The 26,608-nt window shown below is 35.9% G+C and carries 27 protein-coding genes; 19 read left to right on the top strand and 8 right to left on the bottom strand.

From position 1 onward, the window contains the following. Positions 1–66 precede the first annotated feature (66 nt). Positions 67–1,146 carry a 3-dehydroquinate synthase gene (gene aroB / locus BD809_RS05845; RefSeq protein ID WP_148782033.1) on the bottom strand — a complete coding sequence of 360 codons (1,080 nt, stop codon included), beginning with the start codon at positions 1,144–1,146 and terminating at the stop codon, positions 67–69. 156 nt (positions 1,147–1,302) lie between these two features. Here aroB and BD809_RS05850 point away from each other — a divergent pair, with 156 nt between their 5' ends. Together BD809_RS05850 and BD809_RS05855 are read left to right on the top strand one after the other, a co-directional pair. Continuing rightward, positions 1,303–2,478: a proline dehydrogenase family protein gene (locus BD809_RS05850; RefSeq protein ID WP_394348845.1), complete on the top strand. Its 1,176-nt coding sequence runs from the start codon at positions 1,303–1,305 to the stop codon at positions 2,476–2,478. 12 nt (positions 2,479–2,490) lie between these two features. Further along, entirely contained in the window at positions 2,491–3,054 is a 564-nt protein-coding gene (locus BD809_RS05855; RefSeq protein WP_148782034.1) for a pentapeptide repeat-containing protein, read from the top strand. 16 nt (positions 3,055–3,070) lie between these two features. Here the strand turns inward: BD809_RS05855 and BD809_RS05860 are convergent, their stop codons facing one another. The 5 genes from BD809_RS05860 to porX form a co-directional block, all read right to left on the bottom strand. After that, positions 3,071–3,439, bottom strand: coding sequence for a DUF4258 domain-containing protein (locus tag BD809_RS05860; protein WP_148782035.1), 369 nt, complete (start codon positions 3,437–3,439; stop codon positions 3,071–3,073). Between the two features lie 99 nt (positions 3,440–3,538). Beyond that, positions 3,539–4,738: an alanine dehydrogenase gene (locus BD809_RS05865; protein ID WP_148782036.1), complete on the bottom strand. Its 1,200-nt coding sequence runs from the start codon at positions 4,736–4,738 to the stop codon at positions 3,539–3,541. 107 nt (positions 4,739–4,845) lie between these two features. After that, positions 4,846–5,364 carry a hypothetical protein gene (locus tag BD809_RS05870; protein WP_148782037.1) on the bottom strand — a complete coding sequence of 173 codons (519 nt, stop codon included), beginning with the start codon at positions 5,362–5,364 and terminating at the stop codon, positions 4,846–4,848. A gap of 360 nt (positions 5,365–5,724) precedes the next feature. Continuing rightward, positions 5,725–6,129 (bottom strand): tRNA (adenosine(37)-N6)-threonylcarbamoyltransferase complex ATPase subunit type 1 TsaE, encoded by a 405-nt coding sequence (gene tsaE, locus BD809_RS05875; protein WP_148782038.1) that lies wholly within the window; start codon positions 6,127–6,129, stop codon positions 5,725–5,727. 23 nt (positions 6,130–6,152) lie between these two features. After that, a complete protein-coding gene (gene porX / locus BD809_RS05880; RefSeq protein ID WP_148782039.1) occupies positions 6,153–7,703 on the bottom strand; it encodes a T9SS response regulator signal transducer PorX in 1,551 nt (516 codons plus the stop codon). A 126-nt stretch (positions 7,704–7,829) separates the two neighbouring features. Here porX and BD809_RS05885 point away from each other — a divergent pair, with 126 nt between their 5' ends. The 11 genes from BD809_RS05885 (at position 7,830) to BD809_RS05935 (ending at position 19,005) form a co-directional block, all read left to right on the top strand. Next, entirely contained in the window at positions 7,830–9,059 is a 1,230-nt protein-coding gene (locus tag BD809_RS05885) for an HD domain-containing protein (RefSeq protein WP_148782040.1), read from the top strand. A 24-nt stretch (positions 9,060–9,083) separates the two neighbouring features. Then, positions 9,084–10,112 (top strand): UDP-3-O-(3-hydroxymyristoyl)glucosamine N-acyltransferase, encoded by a 1,029-nt coding sequence (gene lpxD, locus BD809_RS05890; protein WP_148782041.1) that lies wholly within the window; start codon positions 9,084–9,086, stop codon positions 10,110–10,112. Then, on the top strand, positions 10,105–11,508 hold the full coding sequence (locus BD809_RS05895) for a bifunctional UDP-3-O-[3-hydroxymyristoyl] N-acetylglucosamine deacetylase/3-hydroxyacyl-ACP dehydratase (RefSeq protein WP_148782042.1): 1,404 nt from the start codon (positions 10,105–10,107) through the stop codon (positions 11,506–11,508). The genes lpxD and BD809_RS05895 overlap by 8 nt, the downstream gene beginning before the upstream one ends. Positions 11,509–11,515: 7 nt before the next feature. Further along, positions 11,516–12,298, top strand: coding sequence for an acyl-ACP--UDP-N-acetylglucosamine O-acyltransferase (gene lpxA / locus BD809_RS05900; protein WP_148782043.1), 783 nt, complete (start codon positions 11,516–11,518; stop codon positions 12,296–12,298). A gap of 36 nt (positions 12,299–12,334) precedes the next feature. After that, positions 12,335–12,901 (top strand): elongation factor P, encoded by a 567-nt coding sequence (efp, locus tag BD809_RS05905; RefSeq protein ID WP_148782044.1) that lies wholly within the window; start codon positions 12,335–12,337, stop codon positions 12,899–12,901. Positions 12,902–12,910: 9 nt separating this feature from the next. Then, positions 12,911–13,849 (top strand): UDP-3-O-(3-hydroxymyristoyl)glucosamine N-acyltransferase, encoded by a 939-nt coding sequence (locus BD809_RS05910; protein ID WP_148782045.1) that lies wholly within the window; start codon positions 12,911–12,913, stop codon positions 13,847–13,849. Next, the gene (locus tag BD809_RS05915) at positions 13,842–14,249 is read left to right on the top strand and encodes a nuclear transport factor 2 family protein (RefSeq protein WP_148782046.1); all 408 of its coding nucleotides are present in this window, start codon (positions 13,842–13,844) and stop codon (positions 14,247–14,249) included. Before BD809_RS05910 ends, BD809_RS05915 begins: the two co-directional genes overlap by 8 nt. 76 nt (positions 14,250–14,325) lie before the next feature. After that, complete coding sequence (gene sucD, locus BD809_RS05920) at positions 14,326–15,198, top strand: succinate--CoA ligase subunit alpha (protein WP_148782047.1); 873 nt, start codon at positions 14,326–14,328, stop codon at positions 15,196–15,198. Positions 15,199–15,318: 120 nt separating this feature from the next. Further along, positions 15,319–16,065 (top strand): 3-oxoacyl-[acyl-carrier-protein] reductase, encoded by a 747-nt coding sequence (gene fabG, locus BD809_RS05925; RefSeq protein ID WP_148782048.1) that lies wholly within the window; start codon positions 15,319–15,321, stop codon positions 16,063–16,065. A 72-nt stretch (positions 16,066–16,137) separates the two neighbouring features. Further along, complete coding sequence (locus BD809_RS05930; RefSeq protein ID WP_148782049.1) at positions 16,138–18,168, top strand: VWA domain-containing protein; 2,031 nt, start codon at positions 16,138–16,140, stop codon at positions 18,166–18,168. Between the two features lie 21 nt (positions 18,169–18,189). Next, a complete protein-coding gene (locus BD809_RS05935) occupies positions 18,190–19,005 on the top strand; it encodes an SPFH domain-containing protein (protein WP_148782050.1) in 816 nt (271 codons plus the stop codon). 69 nt (positions 19,006–19,074) lie between these two features. Here BD809_RS05935 and BD809_RS05940 read toward each other — a convergent pair whose 3' ends face one another. Then, positions 19,075–19,584 carry a hypothetical protein gene (locus tag BD809_RS05940; protein WP_148782051.1) on the bottom strand — a complete coding sequence of 170 codons (510 nt, stop codon included), beginning with the start codon at positions 19,582–19,584 and terminating at the stop codon, positions 19,075–19,077. Between the two features lie 11 nt (positions 19,585–19,595). Continuing rightward, positions 19,596–20,468, bottom strand: coding sequence for an OmpA family protein (locus BD809_RS05945; RefSeq protein ID WP_148782052.1), 873 nt, complete (start codon positions 20,466–20,468; stop codon positions 19,596–19,598). Positions 20,469–20,806: 338 nt separating this feature from the next. Here BD809_RS05945 and hisG point away from each other — a divergent pair, with 338 nt between their 5' ends. From hisG to hisA, 6 genes are all read left to right on the top strand, one after another. Continuing rightward, positions 20,807–21,664 (top strand): ATP phosphoribosyltransferase, encoded by an 858-nt coding sequence (gene hisG, locus BD809_RS05950; RefSeq protein WP_148782053.1) that lies wholly within the window; start codon positions 20,807–20,809, stop codon positions 21,662–21,664. A 10-nt stretch (positions 21,665–21,674) separates the two neighbouring features. Beyond that, on the top strand, positions 21,675–22,964 hold the full coding sequence (gene hisD, locus BD809_RS05955; protein WP_148782054.1) for a histidinol dehydrogenase: 1,290 nt from the start codon (positions 21,675–21,677) through the stop codon (positions 22,962–22,964). Position 22,965: 1 nt separating this feature from the next. Next, the gene (hisC, locus tag BD809_RS05960) at positions 22,966–24,027 is read left to right on the top strand and encodes a histidinol-phosphate transaminase (protein ID WP_148782055.1); all 1,062 of its coding nucleotides are present in this window, start codon (positions 22,966–22,968) and stop codon (positions 24,025–24,027) included. Between the two features lie 28 nt (positions 24,028–24,055). Beyond that, entirely contained in the window at positions 24,056–25,192 is a 1,137-nt protein-coding gene (hisB, locus tag BD809_RS05965) for a bifunctional histidinol-phosphatase/imidazoleglycerol-phosphate dehydratase HisB (RefSeq protein WP_148782056.1), read from the top strand. Between the two features lie 63 nt (positions 25,193–25,255). Further along, positions 25,256–25,837 (top strand): imidazole glycerol phosphate synthase subunit HisH, encoded by a 582-nt coding sequence (gene hisH, locus BD809_RS05970; protein WP_148782057.1) that lies wholly within the window; start codon positions 25,256–25,258, stop codon positions 25,835–25,837. Between the two features lie 45 nt (positions 25,838–25,882). Next, the gene (gene hisA / locus BD809_RS05975) at positions 25,883–26,608 is read left to right on the top strand and encodes a 1-(5-phosphoribosyl)-5-[(5-phosphoribosylamino)methylideneamino]imidazole-4-carboxamide isomerase (protein WP_148782058.1); all 726 of its coding nucleotides are present in this window, start codon (positions 25,883–25,885) and stop codon (positions 26,606–26,608) included.

A 26,608-nucleotide genomic window follows, 5' to 3' on the forward strand; every position in this document is an offset into this window, starting at 1 on the left:
GTGTTATTGTAAAATACCCGAAGTTTGTGTTGTGTTAAAGCGGTGTTATAATTAGTTTTAGCATGGTTAAGCGTATTTTAAATTTTTATAATACTCAAAAGCTTCTTTAAGTAACGCTTCATCCACCGTGCAGTTAAAAGCTGCTTTTCCAATAGCTTCTAAAAGCACGAAATATACGGTATCGTTTTCATTTTTTTTATCATGAATTAATAAAGAAAGGATAGCATCATGATGAGATGAATCTATGGATATTTTAGGGAAGGTTGTAAGTATAATTTTAGAAATCTCTTCCAGAGCAGTGGAGGATAAAGTTAAACATTTTGTAGATAAATATGCCTCCATAATCATGCCTATGGCAATAGCTTCTCCATGTAACAGCGTTTCTTTTTGAGGATGTGTAAGATAAAAGGATTCAATCGCATGGCCTAAGGTGTGCCCGTAGTTTAGATATTTACGAATACCTTGTTCGGTAGGATCTTGGATTACGATGTTATTTTTAATCACGACAGACTCGTATATTAGATTCTCTAGATCATTAGACGAGAGTTGCGATAAATCCGACAGCTTTTGCCAATAGCCTAGATCCTGTATAAGACCATGCTTCAACATTTCTGCCAACCCGCTACGCATTTGATTTGCAGGAAGTGTTTGTAAATAGTTGCTATCTATCACTACCATTTCTGACTCACTAATAACACCTACCATATTCTTTAGATTGCCTAAATCCACACCGGTTTTGCCACCTACAGAGGCATCCACCATAGCGAGTAGTGTGGTAGGTACATTAATGAAAGAGATTCCCCTTTTGTACGTGCAGGCAACAAAACCGCCCAGATCTGTAACAACCCCACCTCCAAGATTTATTAGTAAACTCTTTCGGTCAGCCCCCAATTCGGACAAAGCGTTCCAAACGCCCGTGCAGGTATCAATCGTTTTATTGATTTCACCAGCTTCAATTTCGATAACCTCAATTGATAGTTCTGTTTGTAGAAAAGTTAAAAAGGTTGCCAAGCAGAATTCCTGCGAATTGGTATCAACTAATATAAAAATTTTGGAAGGCTTGTTTTTGTTTAGATATTGATTTATTGCATCGTATCCTGAGGTGTTAAAATAGACGACGGAATCTTTGGAAACTATGGGTGTCATAAAAAGAATTATTTATGTAACGAAATTAAGGAGAAATAATAATAATTATTTTGATTTAGAATATATTTGCACGAATTGTAATAACCATTTATAAAAAGTGTTTTAATTTGGTTATTCATAAAAAATTACTATTTATTTTTAGAATTTTCTATTGTAATGAAGAATATCACTACACTTTTTGAGAATACCAAAGTTGCTTTTGCACTAAAAAGTGATTCAGAACTTGAGCGAGCTTACTTTTTATTCAAGATGATCGCTAACGAACCTTTGGTGCGTATTGGAACAGCCATGACAAATTTTGCGTTGAAGGCACACTTGCCCGTAAAAAAGTTGATTAGAGCAACTGTTTTTGATCATTTTTGCGGAGGCGTTAATGAAGAAGATTGTGTGAACGTTATCGATAGTATGTATGAAAAAGGAGTGGCATCGGTATTGGATTATTCTGTGGAGGGAAAAGAAGAAGAAAAGCATTTTGATGCTACCTTAGATAAGATTCTCAAAATCATTGATTTTGCTGATGAGAAAGATGCCGTTCCCTTTGCTGTATTTAAACCTACTGGATTTGGAAGATTTTTGATTTGGCAAAAAAAGACAGAAGGTACGGCATTAACCGAAAAGGAAGAGCAGGAGTGGGAGAGGATCGTTGCTCGATTTGAAAAAGTTTGTCAGAAGGCATACGATTGCGATATCGCACTGCTGATTGATGGAGAGGAAAGTTGGATGCAAGATGCTGCAGATGAGCTTGTAGGGGTGATGATGCGAAAATTTAATAAAGAAAAAGCTATTGTATATAACACCTTACAATTATATCGCCATGATCGTTTTGAATACTTATTAAAGTTACATGAAGAGTCAAAAGCTTACGGATTTAAAATAGGGATGAAGATCGTGCGCGGGGCATATATGGAAAAAGAAATTGAACGTGCCGAAGAAAAAGGATATTCATCGCCAATTTGCGAGAGTAAAGAAGCGACAGATACAAACTTCAACTTAGCGTTGCAATACATATTGGAACACAATGAGGACATAGCGGTTTTCATAGGAACACACAATGAAAGAAGTAGTTACCTGGCTTTGAGTATTATGGAAAATTTGGGAATAGATAAAAATGATCCAAAAGTGTGGTTAGGACAACTTTATGGGATGAGTGATCATATTAGCTTTAATTTGGCTAACGAAGGTTATAACGTGGCAAAGTACCTTCCATTTGGACCAGTGCGTGATGTAATGCCATATTTAATACGTAGAGCAGAAGAGAATACATCGGTTGCAGGTCAAACCAGTAGAGAACTAAACTTGCTGTCTCAAGAAAGGAAAAGAAGAAAATTGTAAAAAGAAGGTATTTTGATTATAGATCAATTATTTGAAAATAAAGATTATTCTGCTTCAAAATTAGAAAGCAAAGAATACGATTCCTGTGTCTTCAAGAATTGTAATTTTACTGAAGTCGATTTTGCCGGAGTTTCTTTTTTGAGCTGTGAATTTGTGACTTGTAATTTTACTTCAGTTCAGCTAAAACAAACCTCGTTTCAAGAAGCTTCTTTTAACGAATGTAAGATGTTGGGATTTTCATTTGATAAATGCAATTCGTTTTTATTCTCAGCAACTTTTGAGTCCTGTCAGTTGGATTATTCTAATTTTTCAAATTATAGCATCAAAACTACAATTTTTAAGGACTGTAGCTTACTCGGGAGTGTTTTTACAAATGCCAATATCTCTCAAGTAGTTTTTGATGCTTGTGATTTGAAAAATGCAATTTTTGAGAATACCGTTGCAAAAAAAACTGATTTTACAACAGCTCGCAATTATATTATTGACCCAGAAAATAATGTGTTGACTAAAGCAAAGTTTATAACAGATGGATTACCGGGATTACTTGTAAAGTATAACTTGGATCTTAAAAGATAAAAACAAGTAAGCTAGTTTATTTAGATACGTTCTGTATCGTAGCAATGCTATCGCAATTTTTTACTTTTATTACGATTTCTTGTGCTTTTGTTTCTCCTTGTATGTTATAAATATTACAGGAATCAAGTTTTGTAGTACTTGACGAAAAATCCACATTTCCCTCGACCAAAATGGTCGAAATATCTGAAGTATCAAGGCGCATCACCTGCATTTGTTTTATAGCTTCTTGAGAAAAAACACGATCTTTGATTCTTATATTTTTGAGCACTCGGGCATTTGGACTATAATCACAAGAAGTACGTTTACCTCCCAAAAAAAAGGCTAACAAAATCAAACCAATAGTAAAACCCCCTAAATAATACCCAATCCGATGGACTAACTTCATTTTTCAAAATAAATAATTGAGGTCAAAAGTAGGGAAAGTTTTTAAGGTGCTAAAGAATTAACAAGACGATCTTTTATTGAAATTTAGTATTGGATCTAATTACAATATTAGTAAATTAATGTCTCTGTAAGAGAGATCAAACCATTCGGCAACGGGTTTGCTGGTTAAAATTCCATGATAAAAATATAGTCCATTTTTGAGTCCCCTGTCAAATCTTACTGCGTTTTCGATGCCTCCTGCATCACCGATTTGTAGTAAATACGGGGTGAATATGTTACTAATGGAGAGCGAAGATGTTTTAGCAAACCGCGAAGGAATGTTTGGTACACAATAGTGGGTTACACCATGTTTTTCAAAGGTTGGATGATCATGAGAAGTAACCTCGCTGGTTTCAAAACACCCGCCCATGTCTATACTCACATCAATCACAACTGCGCCGGTTTTCATGCGTTCTACCATTTCTTCGGTAACAATTATTGGAGAGCGGTTTTTACCTCGCACGGCACCAATTACGACATCACAACGACGTAAAGCTTTCATTAAATTTTTTGGTTGAATAGTCGAGGTGTATAAAGGACGGCCTATATGTGTTTGCAGACACCGTAATTTTGTAATGGAGTTATCAAAAACCTTAACATTGGCTCCAAGACCAATAGCAGAACGCGCTGCAAATTCTCCAACGGTACCTGCTCCAATGATCACAACCTCTACAGGAGGAACACCACTAATATTGCCCATCATGAGTCCACTTCCCTTTATGGCACTACTCATTAATTCTGACGCGATGAGTACGGCAGATGTTCCTGCAATTTCGCTAAGCGCTCTCACGGCCGGATATGCTCCGTCAGCATCTCTAATAAACTCAAATCCTATTGCGGTTATTCTCTTTTTTGCCAGTTCTTGAAAATATTCTTTGCACTGTGTTTTAAGTTGTAAGGCCGATATAAGTACGGTTTGAGGATTAAAATGTTTAAGTTCTTCAGAGGATGGTGGTTCTACCTTCAATACGATAGGGCATCCAAAAACTTTACTTTTATCATTAGTTATTTCGGCACCGGCTTCACTGTATTCCTTATCTGTAAAGCTGGCACTTAATCCTGCGTTTGCTTCGATAAGTACACGATGACCATGTGCTGTTAATGCGGCGACTGCATCTGGAGTAAGACAGACTCTTTTCTCTTGATAGTGTGTTTCCTTGGGAATTCCGATAAATAATTTACCTTGTTTTCGCTCTACCTCGATCATTTCTTCCTGTGGAATCAACTGTTCTCGAGTGAAAGGGGATGTGGGTCTGCTCATTTGTGTGATGTTGTATGCTTCAAATTAAGAATAAAAAAGGAAATAAAGCAAATATCATTGCAGAGATTATTGGTAGATAGGCAGTAAAACTTTTTTACAAAATTTATTTATCTGAATTTATTCCACCAGCGCTTCCGGTCACGAGGCAATAAGGAATCCATTTCACTAATGTCAATATTATGGATTTTGTCGAAGACTTTAACTCGAATAGCATATAGCAATGCTAATATTATAATGATAAAGGGAGCAATATAAAATATTTCAACCTCATCAACATTTGATATATCGTCCCTAATTACAGAAATAAGTTGTAAAATGTACATGCTAAGGGGAATGAGGATTACAAGATACCACCAGTGTCTGCATGTAAAAAACCAGATAAGTAAAAGGATTATGGGTATAAACTTACCCATAATCATCCAGCCAAAAACGCCTACATTTTGATAGTATGGACTTTTGTAAGTAAATAAAAACGTTTCCCATACATCTCCATCCGGCAAACTTTGGTACAGATAGAAAATGTATGGAGTAAACGAGATGAGAATGACCGCGATACTACCCGTTAGTAGGTATCTTGATTTTTGATTTCTCAACTGATTGGATGGTTCTTTGCTGGTTGGAATCATTTTGTGTGGGGTTGGGATTGTCAATACGATCACCTATAGTATAAAATGTATAGGCGCTAGCAGCAAAAAATAAACTAAAAATAATTGTTGTAATCTTCATCTCTTAGGTTTTAAAAATTATTACACAAACGTATAAGAAATGATATTATCAAGCTTTGAGAATTTTTAAGTATCTTTGCGCCCGTTTTAAAAGTATATTTTTCTACTAAAAAACGTTAATTTTAACAGGAAGTTCTGTTAAAACAATGTTTTATTTCGTTAAAATACAAGTAAAAAGGGTTTTTAAAGATATAAGTTTTATCACGTAGGAAAAAACATATATTAGTTAAATTTTGATATCACTATATTTTTAACTTTATCTTAACTAATTTTTAATACTCTAAGTCCGTTTTTTTGTATTTCTACCCTCAAATTGTGGTAATTATTTGGTAAAAACTCTTGCATTTTTTCCGGCCACTCGATAAAAACAAAAGCATCCTCATATAGGTAGTCATCTAAGCCAGAATCTAAAATTTCATTTGTATTCTCAAGACGATATAAATCAAAATGATAAATTTTGCCCTGCGTTCCCTGATATTCATTTACGAGAGAATAGGTTGGGCTAGAGATGGTATCTTTGACACCAAGTTGTTTACATAATTCCTTAATTAATGTTGTTTTACCCGCGCCCATAGGCGCATCGAACAAGAAAATTTTTGAAGAAGCATTGTTCAAAATTTGATGTGCTACTTCGTCAATAGTGTCTAAGGTATATTCAAAGGTCATAAACGATCACATTAACTAGTTACTTATCTCGGCTTAAGAACTACAAAAGGAATAATCATTTCTTCCAGTGAAACTCCCCCATGTTGATAGGTGTTCCTGTAGTAACCTACATAGTGATTATAGTTGTTTGGATATGCGAAAAAATAATCTCCTTTTGCAAAAATAAATGAGCTACTCATATTAATTGCAGGTAAATGTATTTTTTTTGGGTCCGTAGCTGCTAGCACTTCTTTATCTTCATAGGTTAGGCTTTTTCCTGTTTTGTATCGTAGGTTTAAGCTAGTATTTTTATCTCCGATCACTTTGGAGGGGTTCTTTACATTAATTGTTCCGTGATCAGTGGTTATCAATAATTTAAATCCAAGTTGCTGAGCTTGTTGAATCATTTCCAAAAGCGGAGAGTTTTTGAACCAGCTTTGAGTTAGGGACCTATATGATTTATCGTTAGAAGCTAGTTCTTTGATCACCTCAAGTTCGGTTTTACTGTGCGAGAGCATATCCACAAAGTTGTAAACAACTACAGTAAGATCGTTGTCCTTTAATCCTTTAAAATTTTCGGCTAGCGTCCTTCCAGATTTCTCGTTTGTAATTTTATAATACTCGTGTTTGATAGTGAGGCCTAATCTTTTTAGTTGACGTTCTAAAAATTCATTCTCATTCATATTTTTCCCTCCCTCATCCGTATCATTGAGCCATAAGTCAGGGTGTAGCTTTTCCATATCTGATGGCATAAGTCCTGAGAATATAGCGTTTCGAGCATATTGAGTGGCTGTAGGTAATATGCTATAGTAAGAGCTTTCTTGCTCTTTTTTATAATAGTTGTTTACTATAGGCTCAAAGGATTTCCATTGATCAAACCGTAAATTATCAATTACTATCAATAAAGTAGGTTGCTCCTTGCTAAGCTCAGGGACTACTTTTTCTTTGAAAAGCGTATGAGACATTATAGGAGCTTGGTTACTACCATCAAACCATTCTGGATAATTTTTATCTACAAATTTGCAGAATTGAGAATTGGCTTCCGTCTTTTGAGACTCTAAGATTTCAAACATGCCGGTGTCCTCAATGTTTTCTAGTTGCAACTCCCAATAGAGTAGTCGTTGATATAATTCTGCCCATCCTTCATAGCTATTGACCATAGCCATATCCATTGCAATTTTTCTAAATTCCTGTTGGTAATTGGAAGTGGTTTTTTCTGAAATTAGCCGGGAATGGTCCAAGTTCTTTTTGAGACTTAACAGAATTTGATTAGGGTTAACAGGCTTAATAAGATAATCTGCAATTTTGCTTCCGATCGCCTCTTCCATAATGTATTCTTCCTCACTTTTGGTAATCATTACCACAGGCAAGCTATCGTTTTTTTCTTTAATCTCGGCGAGGGTTTCTATACCTGAAAGACCAGGCATGTTCTCGTCCAAAAAGACAATGTCAAACTGACTGTCATCTAAGATTTCGAGTGCTTCGGTTCCACTTTGACATTTGGTAACTTCATAGTTCTTTTTCTCCAAAAAAAGGATATGTGGTTTTAACAAGTCAATTTCATCATCTACCCAAAGTATTTTAATTGTATTCATTGTGTGTCTTTTTTTTATTTAAATAGCTCTCATTCTTCTTTTCTCAATCCTAAAATACAAACCTCATGTATAGCTCGTTACTTTGAAGCTAATCAGTATATTTGTCATCCACAAAAGATATGGAATTTGAAGAAGAGAAATAAGCTTAAAATATTAAACGATCCAATTTACGGATTTATTACGCTCCCAAATGAACTAATTTTTGATTTAATAGAGCATAAGTTTTTTCAAAGATTACGAAGGATTTCACAAATGGGACTATCCTATCTTGTGTATCCCGGGGCACATCATACAAGATTGCATCATGCCCTAGGGTGCATGTTTCTAATGCAAAAAGCAGTGCGAGTACTTCGTTTTAAAGGAGTTGCTATTTCTGACGAAGAGGAACAAGCATTGTATATCGCAATTTTATTACATGATATTGGACATGGTCCATTCTCTCATGCAATGGAGCATAGCATCGTAAATGGTATCAGTCATGAGGCTATTTCTCTTAAATTCATGGAAGAAATTAATTCAGAATTTAACGGGAGTTTAACGTTGGCAATCCGAATTTTTAAGGGAGAATATCATCGTAACTTTTTGCATCAGTTAATCTCGGGTCAATTAGATATGGATCGCCTGGATTATTTAAAGCGAGATAGTTTTTATACAGGTGTTTCGGAAGGGAATATTAATAGTGAACGCATAATCACCATGTTGACGGTTGTCGAGGATGAACTCGTGGTTGAGGAAAAAGGTATTTATTCTGTTGAAAAATTTCTACTTTCTCGAAGATTAATGTACTGGCAGGTATATTTGCATAAAACCAGTCTGGTAGCAGAAAATTTATTAATCAGGGTACTTAAGCGGGCCAACGAGTTAGTTGAAGAAGGTTGTACGTTGCCGGCTAGTAATGCACTAACTTTTTTCCTGCAACACACAATAAAAGAAGAAAATTTTACGAGTGAGGTGTTGAGCTTATTTGCAAAGTTAGACGATTATGATATCGTAGCAGCAATGAAAGCATGGACCACTTGCGATGATTTTGTGTTGTCAAAGTTATCGACTATGTTGCTAAATCGCGATCTATTAAAAATAAAAATTAAGAAAAAACCGTTTAAATTAGAGAAAATTGAAAAATTAACCACCAATATTGAACAAAAGTTTGGGATATCTGAAAAAGAAGCACAATATTTTGTCTTTACCGGAAAAATTTCTAATCAAGCGTATAATCAAAATAAACAGAATATTAATATTTTGTTAAAAACAGGTAAGATAGTTGATATAGTGAAGGCTACGGATCAATTTAATCTAAAGGCACTATCAAAACCGGTGGACAAATATTTTATATGTTACCCAAAAGGTCAGAATTAACACATTTTTTATACTTTTGCTAGAATGATTTTTACAGCAACACAAATTGCAGGAATTCTAAACGGTGAAATCGAAGGCGATGAAACTGTAGAGGTATCCAAACTTGCCAAAATTGAAGAAGGTACGAAGGGGTCGTTGACTTTTTTGTCCAATCCAAAATATACTCAATATATTTATTCTACAGATGCATCCATAACAATTGTAGATAAAAATTTTGAAGCAGAGTCTGAGATTTCTACAACTCTTATACGGGTAGAGGACGCTTATAAGGCTTTCTCGCAACTTTTGGAGTATTATAATATGGTAAAGATGAATAAGGTTGGTGTAGAACAACCGGTCTTTATTTCTGGAACTGCCAAGTATGGAGAGAATATTTATTTAGGTGCTTTTGCATATTTGGGAGAGAATGTTGTTATTGGTAAAAATGCTAAGATCTATCCAAATGTATACATTGGAGATAATGTTACTTTGGGAGATAATGTCGTTGTTTTTGCAGGAGCCAAAATATATTCAGAGACAAAAATAGGAACGAACTGTGTAATTCATAGTGGAGTTATTATTGGTGCTGATGGCTTTGGTTTTGTGCCCAATGAGAAGGGGGAGTATAGTAAAGTCCCTCAAACAGGAAATGTTATCATAGAAGATAACGTAGATGTTGGAGCAGGAACTTCGATTGATAGAGCAACATTAGGATCTACTATTATACGTAGAGGGGTTAAAATGGATAATCAAATTCAAATAGCGCATAATGTTGAAATTGGAGAGCATACCGCAATAGCTGCTCAAACCGGAATTGCTGGATCCACCAAAATTGGCAAATTTTGTCTTATTGGCGGACAAGTGGGAATTGCTGGTCATCTTACTATTGGAGATAATGTTAGAATACAAGCGCAATCAGGAATTGGTAGAAATATAAAAGAAGGTGAAGTAATACAAGGTTCACCGGCGTTGGCATATGGGGATTTTAATAAATCCTATGTACATTTTAAAAATTTGCCAAAGATTGTTGATAGAATTTACGAACTAGAGAAAAAGACAGATAGCAATGAGTAATGCCGTTGTAAGTAAACAAAGAACTATAGAAAAGGAAGTGGAGCTTACAGGAGTGGGTCTTCATACCGGTAAAGAAGTTAAACTAACCTTCAAACCAGCACCAGCTAATCACGGCTATGCTTTTTGTCGTGTCGACCTTGAGGGGAGCCCGATTATAGAAGCCGATGCCAATTATGTGGTGAACACGCAACGAGGGACTAACCTTGAAAAAAACGGAGTAAGTATACAAACCTCAGAGCATGTATTGGCAGCATGCGTAGGGCTTGAGATCGATAACTTGTTGATAGAGCTCAATGCATCTGAACCTCCAATAATGGATGGATCAAGTAAATATTTTATCGAAGCTCTCGAAAAAGCCGGTATTATAGAGCTTGAAGCACCCCGTGATGAATATATAGTAAAAGACGTTATTTCTTATACGGATGAGGAGTCTGGAAGCGAAATAATTGTAATGCCATCAGATGAGTATCAGATTACTACGATGGTGGATTTTGGAACAAAGGTACTTGGAACCCAAAATGCTTCGCTGAAACATCTGTCAGAATTTAAAACTGAGATAGCTGATGCAAGAACTTTCAGTTTTCTTCACGAATTGGAAATGTTATTAGAACATGGGTTAATTAAAGGTGGGGATCTTAACAATGCTATCGTGTATGTAGATAAAGAATTGAAACCGGATACGATGGAAAAGCTAAAAGTAGCTTTCGGCAAAGATTCTATAGCTATCAAACCAAATGGTATTCTTGATAACTTGACTTTACATTATCCTAACGAAGCAGCACGTCATAAATTACTCGATGTAATAGGTGATCTAGCATTGATAGGAACCCGTATTCGTGGAAAAATAATCGCAAACAAACCGGGTCATTATGTCAATACTCAGTTTGCAAAAAAAATGGCTAAAATTATTAAAATTGAAAAGCGTAATAAAGTTCCGCATTTCGATCTTACTAAAGAGCCTCTGATGAATATCAATAAAATTATGGAAATGCTTCCGCACAGACCTCCATTTTTATTGATAGACAGAATTCTTGAAATGTCAGATAAGCATGTCGTCGGACTAAAGAATGTTACAATGAACGAACCGTTTTTTGTAGGTCATTTTCCGGGAGCACCTGTGATGCCCGGAGTTCTGCAAGTAGAAGCGATGGCTCAAACAGGTGGTATATTAGCGTTGAGTACTGTACCTGATCCAGAAAATTATCTCACTTACTTTATGAAAATTGATAAGGTTAAGTTTAAACAACAAGTTTTACCAGGAGATACTTTAATATTTAAATTAGAATTGATTACGCCAATACGAAGAGGTATTTGTCATATGCAAGCATTTGCCTATGCAAATGATAAACTTGTAACCGAAGCAGAATTGATGGCGCAAATCGTAAAATCCAAATAATAAATAAATGAATCAACCTTTAGCATATGTTCATCCCGGAGCAAAAATAGCAAAGAATGTTGTTATCGAGCCATTTACAACTATTCATGGCAACGTAGTCATTGGAGAAGGAACTTGGATCGGCTCTAATGTAACCATTATGGAAGGTGCACGTATCGGGAAGAATTGTAGTATTTTTCCTGGAGCTGTAATTTCCGCTATTCCACAGGATAAAAAATTCAATGATGAAGATACAGTAACCGAAATTGGTGATAATACAACCATTAGAGAGTGTGTGACTATCAACAGAGGAACTACTGATAGGATGAAAACTAAAATCGGTAAGAATTGTTGGATTATGGCTTATTGTCATATTGCACACGATTGTATCATTGGAGATAACTGTATTTTCTCCAATAACAGTACCCTTGCCGGTCATATTAATGTAGGCAACGATGTGGTGTTAGCAGGCATGGCTGCTGTTCAGCAGTTTTGTAGTATAGGAAATCATGCATTTGTAACCGGTGGTTCTTTAGTTCGTAAAGATGTGCCACCATACGTAAAAGCAGGTAGGGAGCCCTTGTCGTATGTTGGAATCAACAGTATCGGTTTACGTCGCAGAGGATTTTCAACCGAAAAGATTAGAGAAATTCAGAACATATACCGAATTTTATATCAACGTAACTATAATAATACGCAAGCGGTAGCAATAATTGAAGCAGAGATGGAAGCTACACCAGAACGTGATGAGGTATTAGAATTTATTAAGAATTCTCAAAGAGGAATAATGAAAGGTTATTTTTCGAACTAAGTAATAGAAAAAATTATAATTTAGAAGACAAGCAGCATGGCAAGTACAAGTGATATAAGAAATGGATTATGTATCAAATATAATCATGATATTTATAAAGTAATAGAGTTTTTACATGTGAAGCCGGGAAAAGGTCCTGCGTTTGTAAGGACTAAGCTCAAAAGTGTTACGTCTGGAAAAGTAATAGATAATACATTTTCTGCTGGACACAAAATTGATGATGTACGAGTTGAAACTCACAAATTTCAATTTTTATATGCCGAGGGAGATACGTATCACTTTATGAATACAGAGGATTACAATCAAATTACTCTGCAAAAGTCTACGTTGGATGCTCCTGACCTTTTGAAAGAGGGAGAAGTAGTAACCGTGATTATCAATTCTGAAGATCAAATGCCTTTATCTGTAGATATGCCGGCAAGTGTAATTCTGGAAGTCGCAAGTACAGAGCCGGGAGTTAAAGGTAATACGGCTACCAACGCTACAAAACCAGCTGTAGTAGAGACTGGTGCAGAAGTTATGGTGCCACTTTTTATCAATGAAGGGGATAAGATTCGAGTAGAAACCGAAAAAGGCTCTTACAAAGAAAGAATTAAAGAATAATTCGCTCATATGAAATTCTCTCAGGCGCATACACTACAGCAAATCTCGATGCTACTATCTTGTGAATACGTAGGAGATGCCGATTTTCCTGTTTTAGGAATGAATGAAATTCACGTGGTGACCGAAGGTGACATAGTTTTCGTGGATCATCCTAAATATTATGATAAAGCTTTAGAGAGTGCGGCAACCATCATTCTGATTAATAAAAAGGTAACATGCCCCGTAGGCAAAGCACTATTAATTTCGGATGATCCATTTAGAGATTTTAATAAACTCACGCAATATTTTAAACCCTTTGAAAAGGCTTCGGCTTTAGTGGCAAAAAGCGCGATTATAGGAAAAAACACGATTGTACAACCTGGTGCTTTTGTTGGTAACAATGTGCGAATTGGTGCTAATTGCATGATTCATGCAAATGTGACCCTTTACGATAATGTACGTATTGGTGATCATGTAACTATTCATGCCGGCAGCGTCTTAGGATCAGATGCCTTTTATTACAAAAACAGACCTTCTGGCTTTGATAAACTCAAGTCAGGCGGGAGTATACTTGTGGATGATCATGTAGATATTGGTTCACTTTGTACAATAGACCGAGGTGTAAGTGGTGATACTACTATTGGAGCCGGTACCAAAATTGATAATCAGGTACACATTGGTCATGATACGGTTATAGGAAAAAAATGCTTAATAGCATCACAGGTGGGTATTGCAGGCTGTGTTATTATTGAAGATGAAGTGACAATCTGGGGTCAAGTTGGTGTTACTAGTGGTATTACCATTGGTCATAAAGCTATTATCTCAGCGCAGTCCGGGATCAGTAAGTCTCTAGAGGGACATAAGAGTTATTTTGGAACTCCGGCAGACGATTTTAGAAAAAAATATAAAGAGATTGCTGCTATTAGAATGATACCAGAAATTATGGAAAAATTGAAGAAAGATGAGTAAAACAGAGAAGGAAATCGTAAAATCATTTTACGAAACAGATTTGATTCGCAATTTTGACTCGTTATCAGAGTTTCTACATCCAGAAATTGAATTATACTGGAATAGTAGTTTTGGTTTTAATAAAAAGGATTTCAAAGGTATACAAACAATGTTCAAAGAAATGTCGGCATCGTTTGAGAATTTTAGATGTGAAATTAGCCATTTGCTTTCCGAAGGAAATTCTGTTACTATACGATATACGTATTTTGCGAATATAATTGAGCAACCTGATAAAGAAGAAGCGATAGCGCATTTTATAGCGATATGGGAACTTAAGGATATGAAATTGTATCGAGGATATCAAATAAGTCAACAAGGAGACAATACACCTGAAAGTATGCGGTCATTTCTTTCAAAATAATTAAATTTTCATTTTAACTATCGTTTTCAAAAGCTTACTTTTGGGAACTTCAAATAAAAACAAAAATCATAACGCAATGAGTGTTTTAGTAAATAAAGATTCAAAAATTATTGTTCAAGGATTTACGGGAAGCGAAGGTACGTTTCACGCCGGTCAAATGATTGAATACGGCACAAATGTAGTTGGAGGTGTAACCCCTGGAAAAGGTGGTCAAAAACATCTTGATCGTCCAGTGTTTAATACCGTTAAGGAAGCGGTAGAGGAAGCTGGGGCAGATACCACTATTATTTTTGTACCACCTGCTTTTGCCGCCGATGCAATTATGGAAGCAGCCGACGCAGGTATAAAAGTGATCATTACTATTACTGAAGGTATCCCTGTTGCGGATATGATTAAAGCAGCAGAATATATTAAGGATAAAGGTTGTCGTTTGATAGGACCAAACTGTCCGGGTGTTATTACTCCGGGTGAAGCGAAAGTGGGTATTATGCCAGGTTTTGTCTTTAAAAAGGGAAACGTTGGTATTGTTTCAAAATCAGGAACGCTTACGTATGAAGCAGCTGATCAGGTTGTGAAGCAGGGATTAGGTATTACTACAGCTATTGGTATTGGTGGTGATCCAATTATCGGAACAACAACTAAAGAAGCTGTAGAATTGCTTATCAACGATCCGGAGACTGAATGTGTTGTTATGATTGGAGAAATTGGGGGTCAGTTAGAAGCTGAAGCTGCACAATGGATCAAAGATAGCGGTACGAAGAAACCTGTTGTAGGATTTATCGCTGGTGAAACTGCACCTGCCGGAAGAACTATGGGGCATGCTGGTGCTATTGTAGGAGGTAGTGAAGATACTGCCGCTGCAAAAAAAGCTATTATGCGAGAATGTGGGATCCATGTAGTTGATTCTCCAGCAGAAATTGGTAAAAAAGTAGCAGAGGTATTAGGATAATACTTTCTAAGATTTAAAATACATAAACCCTGTGAGAAATCACAGGGTTTATTATTGGTAGAGAACTGGTAATTCTTATATTTGATAAACATAAATTAACAACGCCAAAACATAGAGCACATGAATCTCTTACAAGGTAAAACAGCTATAATCACAGGTGCAAGCCGTGGGATAGGTAAAGGAATAGCAAGAATTTTTGCACAAAATGGTGCAAACGTAGTATTTACATATAGCTCCTCTGTAGAAGCTGCAAATGAGTTAGAAAAGGAACTTACTGATTTAGGAGTAAAAGCTAAAGGCTATCAGAGCAATGCAGCTAATTTTGAAGAAGCTCAAGAATTAATTAAAAATGTTCTGGAAAACTTCGACAGTATCGATATTCTAATCAATAATGCGGGAATTACTAAGGATAATCTTTTGATGCGTATGAGCGAAGAGGATTTTGATAAAGTAATCGAAGTAAATTTAAAGAGTGTTTTTAACATGACTAAAGCTGTTCAAAAAACCATGTTGAAGCAGCGTAAGGGGAGTATAATTAACATGAGTTCTGTAGTGGGAGTAAAAGGAAATGCCGGTCAGGCAAACTACGCAGCCTCAAAAGCGGGAATTATAGGGTTTTCAAAATCGGTGGCCTTAGAACTTGGATCACGTAACATTAGAAGTAATGTGGTCGCTCCAGGATTTATTGAAACTGAAATGACAGGAAAGCTCGATGAGAAAGTTGTCGAAGGATGGAGAAATGCCATTCCATTAAAAAGAGGAGGAACTCCAGAAGATATCGCAAATGCCTGTTTATTTTTGGCCAGTGATTTGAGCACATATGTTACAGGGCAAGTTCTTAATGTCGACGGAGGAATGCTCACCTAAGGTATTAACTAACTAATTATAATATGTAGCGAAGCGTGTAACAAAGATTTTTTTTATGTACTGCTTCTTGATATGCAAACAGAAACTATATTATTAATTGTAGTCGCATTCATAATTGCAATTGTTGTTGCGATGTTTCAGTATATCTATAAGTCAAAGCAAAGAACACGATTAACCGTGTTCTTTGCTTTTTTGCGCTTTATAACTATTTTTTCTATTCTAATTCTTTTAATAAATCCCAGTATAAAAAGTCGTACTTTCTACACTGTGCGTCCTACGTTGTTAGTTGTTGCAGACAACTCTTCGTCCATAGAGAATTTGGGATATCAGGAGCTGGCAAAAGAAACCTTACAACGATTCGAAGAAAGTTCGGCGTTACGTCAACGTTTTGAAATATCTCATTTTAACTTTTCAAACAGTGTTCATGATAGTTTACTTCTGAATTTCTCAGGTAACCAATCTAATATAGATCATGCGCTTACCGAACTTAATCAAGTATATCGTAATAGCAGGGCACCCATAATACTTTTGACCGATGGTAACCAAACCTTTGGGAATGCGTATCATTATCCCAACGCGAATTATAAACAGCAAGTATTTCCCATAGTATTAGGTGATTCCTCAAAGATTAAAGACGTTCGTATTAAGCAGCTCAATGTTAATCGATATGCTTATCTCAAGAATGATTTTCCGATAGAAGTTTTGGTAACATACAATGGGGATGCTCCCGTGAGTACAACTTTAGAAATCAGATCTAAGGATCGTGTTTTAAAAAGTAAGAAAGTCAACTTTAGCAAACAAAACAAGTCGATACGAATTCCCTTTAATCTTTCTGCAAATACGGTGGGGGTCACTACTTATTCTGCTACCATACTTCCGTTAAATAAGGAAAAAAATACAATTAATAATCAAAAGATTTTTGCAGTAGAAGTTATAGATCAAAAGACAAATATCTTAGTGGTAAGCGATATTATTCATCCTGATCTGGGAGCAATTAAAAAAAGTGTCGAAAGTAATGAGCGAAGTAGTATCACGATAAAAAAACCTGGTCAAGTAAGCAATTTGGATGGTTATGCAATGGTGATTCTGTATCAACCTACTTCTCAGTTTAAAAAAGTTTTACGGTTACTCGATGATACAAAAATTAATCGATTTACCATCGCTGGACGTCATACCGACTGGAATTTTTTGAATGCTGTTCAATCACGTTACAAGCATGACTATTCGAGACAAACGGAGTATTTTATACCTGAGTTTAATAGTGACTACAGAACTTTTTTAAGTGAAGACATAGGATTTGATAACTACCCTCCTTTATTAGGTAGATTTGGAGAATTGAAGATAAATGCGAAGTATGATGCATTATTGTACAAGGTAATTGGTTCAGTTCTTACATCTTCGCCATTATTAGCAACCATTGAAGAGCAAAATTCTCGAGAAACTATCCTTTTAGGAGAAGGACTTTGGAAATGGAGAATGTATTCGTTCAAAAATGATAAAAGCTTTGAAACGTTTGATGATTTCTTCAGCAATCTGATACAATACCTTTCTTCTTCTCAAAAAAGAAGTCGTTTAATGATTTTTGCAGAATCATTTTACTATAGCAATGCTCAGATAGTTATTAATGCAGAATATTTTACGAAAAATTACGAATTTGATGATAGAGCTAGTTTAGCTATTAATCTCAAAAAGGAAGAAACAGGTCAAGAGCTTACGTTCCCGATGATTCTTTCTAAAAATGCGTATCAAGTAGATCTGAGTAGTCTGAGTCCGGGTACCTACCAGTACACAGTAACTGTGAAGGGAGAAAGTTTACGTAAATCAGGAATTTTTAAGATTTTAGAATACGATGTTGAAAAGCAGTTTTTAAATGCTGATTTTTCAAAGCTACAAGCCTTGGCCGAGAATACAGATGGAAAACTATACACTGCCACAGCGTTTGATAGCTTACAGAACGACCTTTTAACAGATCCTCGATATCAGCCGATACAAAAGAGCAAAGAAAATATCGTATCTTTAATCGATTGGAAATATTTGTTACTTATCATGCTTTTCAGTCTCTCGATAGAATGGTTTCTAAGAAAATATTACGGAAAAATTTAAATCAAATTTATATATAGTGTTATGGAAAAATTACCCAAAATAGGAATTCCTATTCTAATATTAATAGTTGTACTCATCATTTTTATCTCCAAATCTACCGAGACTATAGGTTCTGGAGAAGCTGGGGTTTTATATAAAACCTTTGGTGGGGGAGTGGTAACTGATCAACCTCCACTGGGAGAAGGTTTTCATATTGTAGCTCCATGGAATAAAGTAATTACTTATGAAGTTAGACAACAAGAAGTATTTGAAAAGATGCAGGTACTATCTTCAAACGGTCTGGAGATTAAACTAGATGCTTCGGCATGGTTTCAGCCTAAATACGAGAAGCTTGGTTTGTTGCACCAGCAAAAAGGAGAAAATTATGTGGCAAGAGTTTTATTACCTACTATTAGATCCGCAGCAAGGAGTGTCGTAGGTAGATATACTCCAGAGCAATTATACTCAAGTAAGCGTGATGCAATTCAAAAAGAAATTTTTGAAGAAACTAAAAAAATTGTTGATGATCAGTTTATTCAACTTAATGAGATTTTAGTACGTGATGTTACGTTACCACCAACTATTAAAGATGCAATTGAACGTAAATTAAAGCAAGAGCAAGAATCTCTTGAATATGAATTTAGATTGACTAAGGCGGCAAAAGAAGCAGAGCGTCAAAAAATTGATGCCGAAGGTAAAGCTGAAGCCAACAGAATATTAAGTGCTTCTTTAACTGATAAGATTCTGCAAGAAAAAGGAATTCAGGCTACCGTAGAACTAGCCAAATCAAGTAATAGTAAAGTAGTAGTTATTGGTTCGGGTAAAGATGGAATGCCATTAATTCTAGGGAATCAATAAAAATTAAAGAAATTTATCTTGTTAATAAAAACACCCTGCTAGCGTCACGTTAGCAGGGTTTGTTTTATACTAGTTTTTTAAATCAATAGCTTGTTGTTTCCAATTGTCCCTTTCAATCCGTCCCGGAAAAAATTGAATCAATTGAGTGACTGCGTCAATATCCTCCTTGCTAAATTTGCTAATCTGATCGAAGGTGTAAATTCCGATACTATTGAGTTTTCCTTCTATAAACGGACCCACTCCACTTATGAGTTTCAGGTTGTCTTTTTGTGAAGGATCTGCCTTGCCAAAATTGTCAAAGTTTAAGGTTGGTTTTTTCGCCTCTGCCGGCACACCATTTCTATCTCGGGTTTTTACAGCTTTAATGTTAGAGGCAGGAGCCTCTGAGTTTACGGGACTTTTAGAAGTGAAGGTTGTATTTGCGATAGGTGTCTGCACACGCAGTACCTCCTTTTGGCGTTCGGTTCTTTTATATTCGCTGTTATTAACCCATTTTGAAAGGAACCAGCCCAAAACAAAAGCAAATAATAAGAGTGCAAAAAGACACCACCAATTGGACTCATTTGAAAAATCAAGCATAGTTGTAAAGTTTAGTTGATAATGATTTCTATTCTTCTATTTTTAGCTCTATTAGCTTCGGTATCATTTGGGACGATGGGGTTTGTTTCTCCTTTACTTTGAATTATAATTTTTTCTTCGGGTACGCCTTGGGAGATCAAATAATTCCTTACATTTTTTGCACGCTGTTTACCAAACCATACATTGTCTTCGTTGTTTCCTGCTGCATCGGTATGGCCTATAACTGTTATACTCTTAGTTGAATATTTCTTGAGATATATTAAAAGCTCTTTGGTGTACGCTATAAGTGCAGTGTCTGGTTTAAAATTATGAGCTCTAAATTTTGAATAGAGTATTTTTGTACGGATACTGTTTTCGTAAACTTTTAAACGAGCAGTGTCCATTTTTACTAACCTAATATCCAACAACTGGTTTTGATTAAGAGGATTAGTAGTGATAAAGATACGCTTATCGTTGATTTGATTTTCTACGAAGTACTTTTTTAAGCGCATTCCGCGTTTATTTTTCAAAATTGAATCCTTAGTAGATTCCGCAGCAGCACTATTAGATGCTATTTGAATCGTGGTGGCTGGATTTTTTTTAAGATATGCCTTTAAATCTTTCACCACAGTATTGAACGCAAGTGGTAGCACAATACTATCCGTATGAGGAATGATTTTGATGCCTGCGGGATAGGTTAAAATAGTGTCAGATGCATGGTTGAGAACTATTAATTTGTTAGAAAATTTACCAGTTGGGGGAATGAAACTGTCAGTGGCTTTGTCAAAGTATACAGTTTCGGAGGTTTCCTGATTAGTAGTGTAGCACCAATTGCAATTGTAATATGCCCACAAGGCAACAACCGAATATAGCAGAAAAACTAGGCAAGCGAATAAAGTCTTCATAATATAGTAGATAAATGGCACTTAAATGTAGGAATTTTTTTTCAATTTATCAATTGTAAAAATTTAGATATCATAAGGTTATGAGTGGTGTTTGATGTTTTTGCAAAAAAAACAAGAAGAATATTCTGTTTATATTTCTAATTTTTTATACTTTCGCAGAGTATTACAATAATAATGATAAAGAACAACGTACATCATCATCATCTTAACTATCTCGCTCCTGCGTGTTAGCTATGATTTTGTGTATGTAACAATCATATTTTATAACCCGTTTGAGCTAATCAAACGGGTTTTATTTTTTTAATTCGTTTTGTGTTTGCTCAACTAAACAAAGAAAAATGTCAAAAATTAAGATTGCTATTCAAAAAAGTGGACGCCTCAATGAAGATTCTGTCCAAATTCTCAAGGATTGTGGTATTTCTATAGATAACGGAAAGGATCAATTAAAAGCAGATACACGTAATTTTCCGATGGAGGTAATGTTTCTGCGTAATGGAGATATACCGCAGTACTTAAGAGATGGAGTAGTTGATATCGCGATTATCGGTGAAAATGTTCTAATTGAGAAAGGACAGGATATTACTGTAGCCGAGCGTCTTAACTTCTCAAAATGTAAAGTATCTCTGGCAGTTCCCAAAGATTTTGATTATAAAACTATCAAGGACCTTCAAGGCAAACGAATTGCCACTTCTTACCCCAATACGGTTAACACATATTTGAAGGAAAAGGGAATAACTGCCGATTTACACCAAATTTCAGGATCTGTTGAAATCGCTCCTAATATTGGCTTGGCAGATGCTATTTGCGATATAGTCTCCAGTGGTAGTACGCTATTTAAAAACAACCTGAAAGAGGTAGAAGTGATGTTGACTTCTGAAGCTGTTCTTGCAGTTTCACCAACTATCTCGGATGCTAATAAAGAACTTTTAAAGAAACTTCAGTTTAGAATACAAGCAGTGCTTAAAGCAAGAGCTTCAAAATATGTTTTGCTAAATGCGCCGAATGAAAAAATTGAAAAGATTGTAGCCATATTGCCTGGTATGCGCAGTCCAACAGTATTACCACTAGCCGAAGAAGGTTGGAGCTCTATTCATACGGTTGTGGATAAACACAAGTTTTGGGATATTCTCGACGAATTAAAAAATGAAGGTGCAGAAGGAATACTGGTGTGTCCAATTGAAAAAATGGTTTTATAAATACAAAAACATGAAGACAATTTATAATCCATCCAAAGACACATGGTCAGAAATTTTAGAGCGGCCTACGCAAACTTTTGAAGCGATTGAAGATACTGTAAAAAATGTTTTCAAAGCCATTAAAAGTGAGGGCGATGTTGCGATAAAGAAGTATACCAAGCAATTTGACAGGGTTGAGCTTGACAAATTACAGCTTACAGATAATGAGATTAGTGAGGCTCAACATTTGGTCAGTGAAGAACTAAAAGAAGCGATACAGTTAGCCAAGGCTAACATCGAAAAATTTCACGCTGCTCAAAAGACCGATCCGGTACAGGTAGAAACCACTGCAGGAGTAGTGTGTTGGCAAGAGAAAAAACCAATTCAAAAAGTAGGGTTGTATATTCCGGGAGGTACAGCACCACTTTTTTCAACGATATTAATGTTGGCTATCCCTGCTAACATAGCAGGCTGCAAAGAAATAGTACTTTGCTCCCCTCCAAATACTGAAGGAAAGATACACCCGGCAATAGTGTATACAGGCAACTTATGCGGAGTAACCAAGATTTTTAAAGTCGGCGGAATTCAAGCAATAGCAGGAATGACTTTTGGCACAGAAAGTATACCGCAAGTGTATAAAATATTTGGTCCCGGTAATCAATTTGTAACAGTGGCTAAGCAAGTAGCAACGCAATACAATGTCGCTATCGATATGCCTGCAGGTCCCAGTGAACTTTTGGTCGTTGCAGATGATAGTGCTGATGCTGCTTTTGTTGCTTCAGATTTGTTAAGTCAGGCAGAGCACGGTAAGGATAGTCAGGTTATTCTGGTGACCACATCCAAAAAACTAGCAACGGATGTAGCAAAAGAAATTGAATCACAACTAGCGGTGTTGCCAAGACGGGACATAGCTAAAGAAGCCATAAAAAATTCAAAGTTAATTTATGTGGATAGTGATACAGAAGCATTGGCATTAATCAACGAATATGGACCTGAACACTTTATTGTGTGTGTCGAAGACGAAGATTTCTATGTATCAAATATTGAAAACGCAGGTTCGGTTTTTATTGGTAATTATACGCCGGAGAGTGCAGGAGATTATGCCTCGGGGACGAATCATACCCTACCAACTAATGGCTATGCAAAGCAATATAGCGGAGTACACTTGGATAGTTTTTACAAAGCAATGACCTTTCAAAAAATATCAAAATCCGGTATTCAGGCTATAGGAAATGCAATTGAATTGATGGCAGCGGCAGAAGGCTTAGAAGCACATAAAAATGCTGTTACCTTACGACTCAAAAGTTTAAAAAATAATTGATATGGCGAATTTTAAACTAGATAAGATTCTACGGGAAAATATAAAAGGGTTAAAGGCATACGCTTCGGCCAGAGATGAATATGTAAGTGATGGTTCGACGATGGTTTTTCTTGACGCTAATGAGAATCCTTATGAAAACGGAGTAAATCGGTATCCTGATCCGCAGCAACGGGGAGTGAAATCGATTTTATCGAGTCAGAAAAATGTACCGGCTACCAGTATTCTTTTAGGAAATGGTAGTGATGAAGTATTAGATTTAATATTTCGTGCCTTCTGTGAGCCTACTCAGGATAATATCATTACGTTGCCTCCTACGTATGGAATGTATAAGGTATTAGCTGATATCAATGCGATCGAAAATCGCGAAGTACTTCTCGATCAGAGTTTTGAACCGGATGTTAATGAAATATTAAAAATCGTTGATAAGCACACCAAGATTATATTTTTGTGTTCTCCCAACAATCCAACCGGCAATACTTTTTCTGAAGAACGAATGCTAAAAATTCTGAAGGAATTTAATGGAATTGTCGTTATGGATGAGGCTTATATTGATTTTGCATCAAGAGCAAGTTGGATGCAAAGGATAGAGGATTTTCCGAACTTAGTAGTTACACAAACCTTATCAAAAGCTTACGGAATGGCGGGTATTCGATTGGGTATCTGTTATGCATCTCCAGAGATCATAACTGTGCTTAATAAAATAAAACCTCCGTATAATGTAAATGAACTGACACAACAACGCGCGATATCCAGATTGTCTTCCAGAGACGAAGTGTCTTTGGAAATTGAAAATATTTTGCAGGAAAGAACAAAACTAGAAACCTCATTGGCGGCTATCGATTTTGTGAAAGAAGTCTATCCCAGTGAAGCTAATTTTATTTTAGCAAAGGTAGATGATGCAAATATACGATATGATCAATTACTAAAGAGAGGAATCGTAGTACGTAACCGTTCCTCGCAACCTCTGTGTAACAATACGCTGCGGTTTTCTGTTGGGACACCAGATGAAAATAGCGTATTAATAAAAGCGTTGGAAAATCTTATGCTAACACCTGTAAAATAAAATGCCAACAAAGAACTCAACAAGTATAATGAAAAAGAAAGTATTATTTATAGATCGTGACGGAACGATAATAAAGGAAACGGTTGATGAACAAATCGATGCCTTTGAGAAAATGATATTTTATCCTAAAGCCTTCACTTATTTAGGTAAAATAGCGCAAGAATTGGATTACGAATTGGTTATGATAACCAACCAAGATGGATTAGGTACTGATTCCTTTCCCGAAGACACTTTTTGGCCGGTTCATAATTTTGTTTTGAAAGCCTTTGAAAACGAAGGTGTTGTGTTCGATAAAATATTTTTGGATCGTACTTTTCCGCATGAAAATGCACCTACCCGAAAACCGGGTACAGCTTTACTGACCGAATATTTTACAGAAGCATATGATTTAGAAAACTCCTATGTGATCGGAGATCGATTGACGGATATCGAATTGGCAAAAAACTTAGGGGCCAAAGGAATTTTTATAAACGACAATACAAATTTGGGTACAGCTGAGATTAATGTTTCTCAAAAAGAGCTGGATTCGGTTATAGCAATAGAAACGAACGATTGGCAGAAAATTTATGAATTTTTGAAACTTAAGGAACGTTCTGCCGAGATTATTCGTGAAACTAATGAAACAGACATTGAAATTCAGTTAAATTTAGACGGAACCGGAAAAAGTGAAATTAGTACCGGGTTAGCCTTTTTTGACCATATGCTGGATCAGATAGCTCGACATGGGCAAATGGATTTAAAGATCAATGTAAAAGGAGACTTAGAGGTTGATGAGCACCACACTATAGAGGATACGGCAATCGCACTAGGCGAAGTTTTTGCAAAGGCATTGGGTAATAAACTGGGTATTGAACGCTATGGTTTTTGTTTACCTATGGATGATTGTCTGGCGCAAGCTGCTATTGATTTTGGAGGTCGTAATTGGCTGGTATGGGAAGCAGAGTTTACTAGAGAAATGATTGGTAAGATGCCTACCGAAATGTTTTATCACTTTTTTAAATCCTTTACCGACGGCGCCAAGGCAAACTTAAATATAAAAGCCGAAGGAAATAATGAGCACCATAAAATTGAAGCTATTTTTAAAGCTTTCGCGAAAGCAATAAAAGTAGCCGTAAAACGTGATCCCGAAAAGATGATTTTACCTAGTACTAAAGGAATGCTTTAGAAGTACAATTTAGGTTTTGAACAGTTTACAAATAATCAGCTAACATATTATCAAAGTAAAAAAATGAAGATTGTTATAATCGATTATGGCGCAGGGAATATCCAATCCATAAAATTTGCTATTCAGCGGTTGGGGTATCAAGCAGTGCTAAGTAAAGATCCAGAGAAGATAAAAGCGGCTGACAAAGTTATATTTCCAGGTGTAGGCGAAGCTGGCAGCGCCATGCGTAAACTCAAAGAGTCTGGTTTGGATAAAATTATTCCGCAATTGAAACAACCCGTACTTGGTATATGTCTGGGCATGCAACTAATGTGTGCGCATACTGAAGAAGGAGATACCACAGGTCTGGGTGTTTTTGATATTAATATTGTGAAGTTTACAACACCAGTTAAAGTTCCGCAGATTGGATGGAACCAGATAACCGATTTAAAATCTTCCTTGTTCTCCTCTGTAGCCGAAAATGAGCATGTGTATTTAGTACATAGTTATTATGCACCTGTAACGTCGCAAACAATTTCTAAAACAAATTATGGAGGTGAGTATAGTACGGCAGTACAAAAAGATAATTTTTATGGCGTACAATTTCACCCCGAAAAAAGTAGTGTGCTCGGAGAACAGATTTTGAGAAATTTCCTTAGTCTCTAACTAAAAACGTACTTTTTAAAGTTAACTTTAATTAAAAAATATACAATGAGAATCATTCCGGCAATTGATATCATAGATGGTAAATGTGTTCGCCTGTCTAAGGGAGACTATGCGACACAAAAAATATATAATGAACATCCTTTAGAGGTAGCTAAAATGTTCGAAGCACATGGCATAGAATATTTACATTTGGTTGACCTTGATGGTGCAAAATCCAAACATATTGTAAATCATAAAGTGCTTGAGAGTATTGCTTCTAATACACGTTTGAAAATCGATTTCGGTGGCGGACTTAAAACTGAGCAAGATTTAAAAATAGCCTTTAATAGTGGAGCTGCACAGATAACAGGAGGTAGTATCGCTGTCAAGGACCCCGAGGTTTTTACAAGCTGGATAGAACGGTTCGGAGCTGAAAAAATAATCTTAGGTGCTGATGCTACTAATGAAAAAATAGCTGTCGCCGGTTGGTTAGAAGAAAGTGATCAGGAAGTGATGCCGTTTATAAAAGCATATCAAGATAAGGGTATATCCTACGTAATCTGTACAGATATTAGTAAGGATGGAATGTTACAAGGTCCTTCTTTTGATCTTTACCGAAAAATTTTAGAAAATAATACTGAAATTAAATTAATAGCCTCTGGCGGTATTTCTAACTTTGATGAACTCCCTCAATTAGAAGCTTTGGGTTGCGAAGGAACGATCATAGGAAAAGCTATCTATGAAAATAGAATCAGCCTCAAACAATTGGAAAATTATATTTTAGGAAAGTAA

Origin of the sequence: Aquimarina intermedia (genome assembly GCF_008124785.1) — a bacterium.
GTDB classification, from domain to species: Bacteria; Bacteroidota; Bacteroidia; order Flavobacteriales; family Flavobacteriaceae; genus Aquimarina; species Aquimarina intermedia.

Excerpts from the sequence above, each read along its gene's own strand:
- aroB (WP_148782033.1), bottom strand. The coding sequence starts at position 1,146 with ATGACACCCATAGTTTCCAAAGATTCCGTCGTCTATTTTAACACCTCA.
- lpxD (WP_148782041.1), top strand. The coding sequence starts at position 9,084 with ATGATTTTTACAGCAACACAAATTGCAGGAATTCTAAACGGTGAAATC.
- BD809_RS05915 (WP_148782046.1), top strand. The coding sequence starts at position 13,842 with ATGAGTAAAACAGAGAAGGAAATCGTAAAATCATTTTACGAAACAGAT.
- sucD (WP_148782047.1), top strand. The coding sequence starts at position 14,326 with ATGAGTGTTTTAGTAAATAAAGATTCAAAAATTATTGTTCAAGGATTT.
- BD809_RS05930 (WP_148782049.1), top strand. The coding sequence starts at position 16,138 with ATGCAAACAGAAACTATATTATTAATTGTAGTCGCATTCATAATTGCA.
- BD809_RS05940 (WP_148782051.1), bottom strand. The coding sequence starts at position 19,584 with ATGCTTGATTTTTCAAATGAGTCCAATTGGTGGTGTCTTTTTGCACTC.
- BD809_RS05870 (WP_148782037.1), bottom strand. The coding sequence starts at position 5,364 with ATGATTCCAACCAGCAAAGAACCATCCAATCAGTTGAGAAATCAAAAA.
- BD809_RS05850 (WP_394348845.1), top strand. The coding sequence starts at position 1,303 with ATGAAGAATATCACTACACTTTTTGAGAATACCAAAGTTGCTTTTGCA.
- lpxA (WP_148782043.1), top strand. The coding sequence starts at position 11,516 with ATGAATCAACCTTTAGCATATGTTCATCCCGGAGCAAAAATAGCAAAG.
- BD809_RS05865 (WP_148782036.1), bottom strand. The coding sequence starts at position 4,738 with ATGAGCAGACCCACATCCCCTTTCACTCGAGAACAGTTGATTCCACAG.
- tsaE (WP_148782038.1), bottom strand. The coding sequence starts at position 6,129 with ATGACCTTTGAATATACCTTAGACACTATTGACGAAGTAGCACATCAA.
- hisC (WP_148782055.1), top strand. The coding sequence starts at position 22,966 with ATGGCGAATTTTAAACTAGATAAGATTCTACGGGAAAATATAAAAGGG.
- hisB (WP_148782056.1), top strand. The coding sequence starts at position 24,056 with ATGAAAAAGAAAGTATTATTTATAGATCGTGACGGAACGATAATAAAG.
- BD809_RS05935 (WP_148782050.1), top strand. The coding sequence starts at position 18,190 with ATGGAAAAATTACCCAAAATAGGAATTCCTATTCTAATATTAATAGTT.
- fabG (WP_148782048.1), top strand. The coding sequence starts at position 15,319 with ATGAATCTCTTACAAGGTAAAACAGCTATAATCACAGGTGCAAGCCGT.
- hisD (WP_148782054.1), top strand. The coding sequence starts at position 21,675 with ATGAAGACAATTTATAATCCATCCAAAGACACATGGTCAGAAATTTTA.
- BD809_RS05895 (WP_148782042.1), top strand. The coding sequence starts at position 10,105 with ATGAGTAATGCCGTTGTAAGTAAACAAAGAACTATAGAAAAGGAAGTG.
- hisG (WP_148782053.1), top strand. The coding sequence starts at position 20,807 with ATGTCAAAAATTAAGATTGCTATTCAAAAAAGTGGACGCCTCAATGAA.
- hisA (WP_148782058.1), top strand. The coding sequence starts at position 25,883 with ATGAGAATCATTCCGGCAATTGATATCATAGATGGTAAATGTGTTCGC.
- BD809_RS05945 (WP_148782052.1), bottom strand. The coding sequence starts at position 20,468 with ATGAAGACTTTATTCGCTTGCCTAGTTTTTCTGCTATATTCGGTTGTT.
- porX (WP_148782039.1), bottom strand. The coding sequence starts at position 7,703 with ATGAATACAATTAAAATACTTTGGGTAGATGATGAAATTGACTTGTTA.
- BD809_RS05860 (WP_148782035.1), bottom strand. The coding sequence starts at position 3,439 with ATGAAGTTAGTCCATCGGATTGGGTATTATTTAGGGGGTTTTACTATT.
- efp (WP_148782044.1), top strand. The coding sequence starts at position 12,335 with ATGGCAAGTACAAGTGATATAAGAAATGGATTATGTATCAAATATAAT.
- BD809_RS05910 (WP_148782045.1), top strand. The coding sequence starts at position 12,911 with ATGAAATTCTCTCAGGCGCATACACTACAGCAAATCTCGATGCTACTA.
- hisH (WP_148782057.1), top strand. The coding sequence starts at position 25,256 with ATGAAGATTGTTATAATCGATTATGGCGCAGGGAATATCCAATCCATA.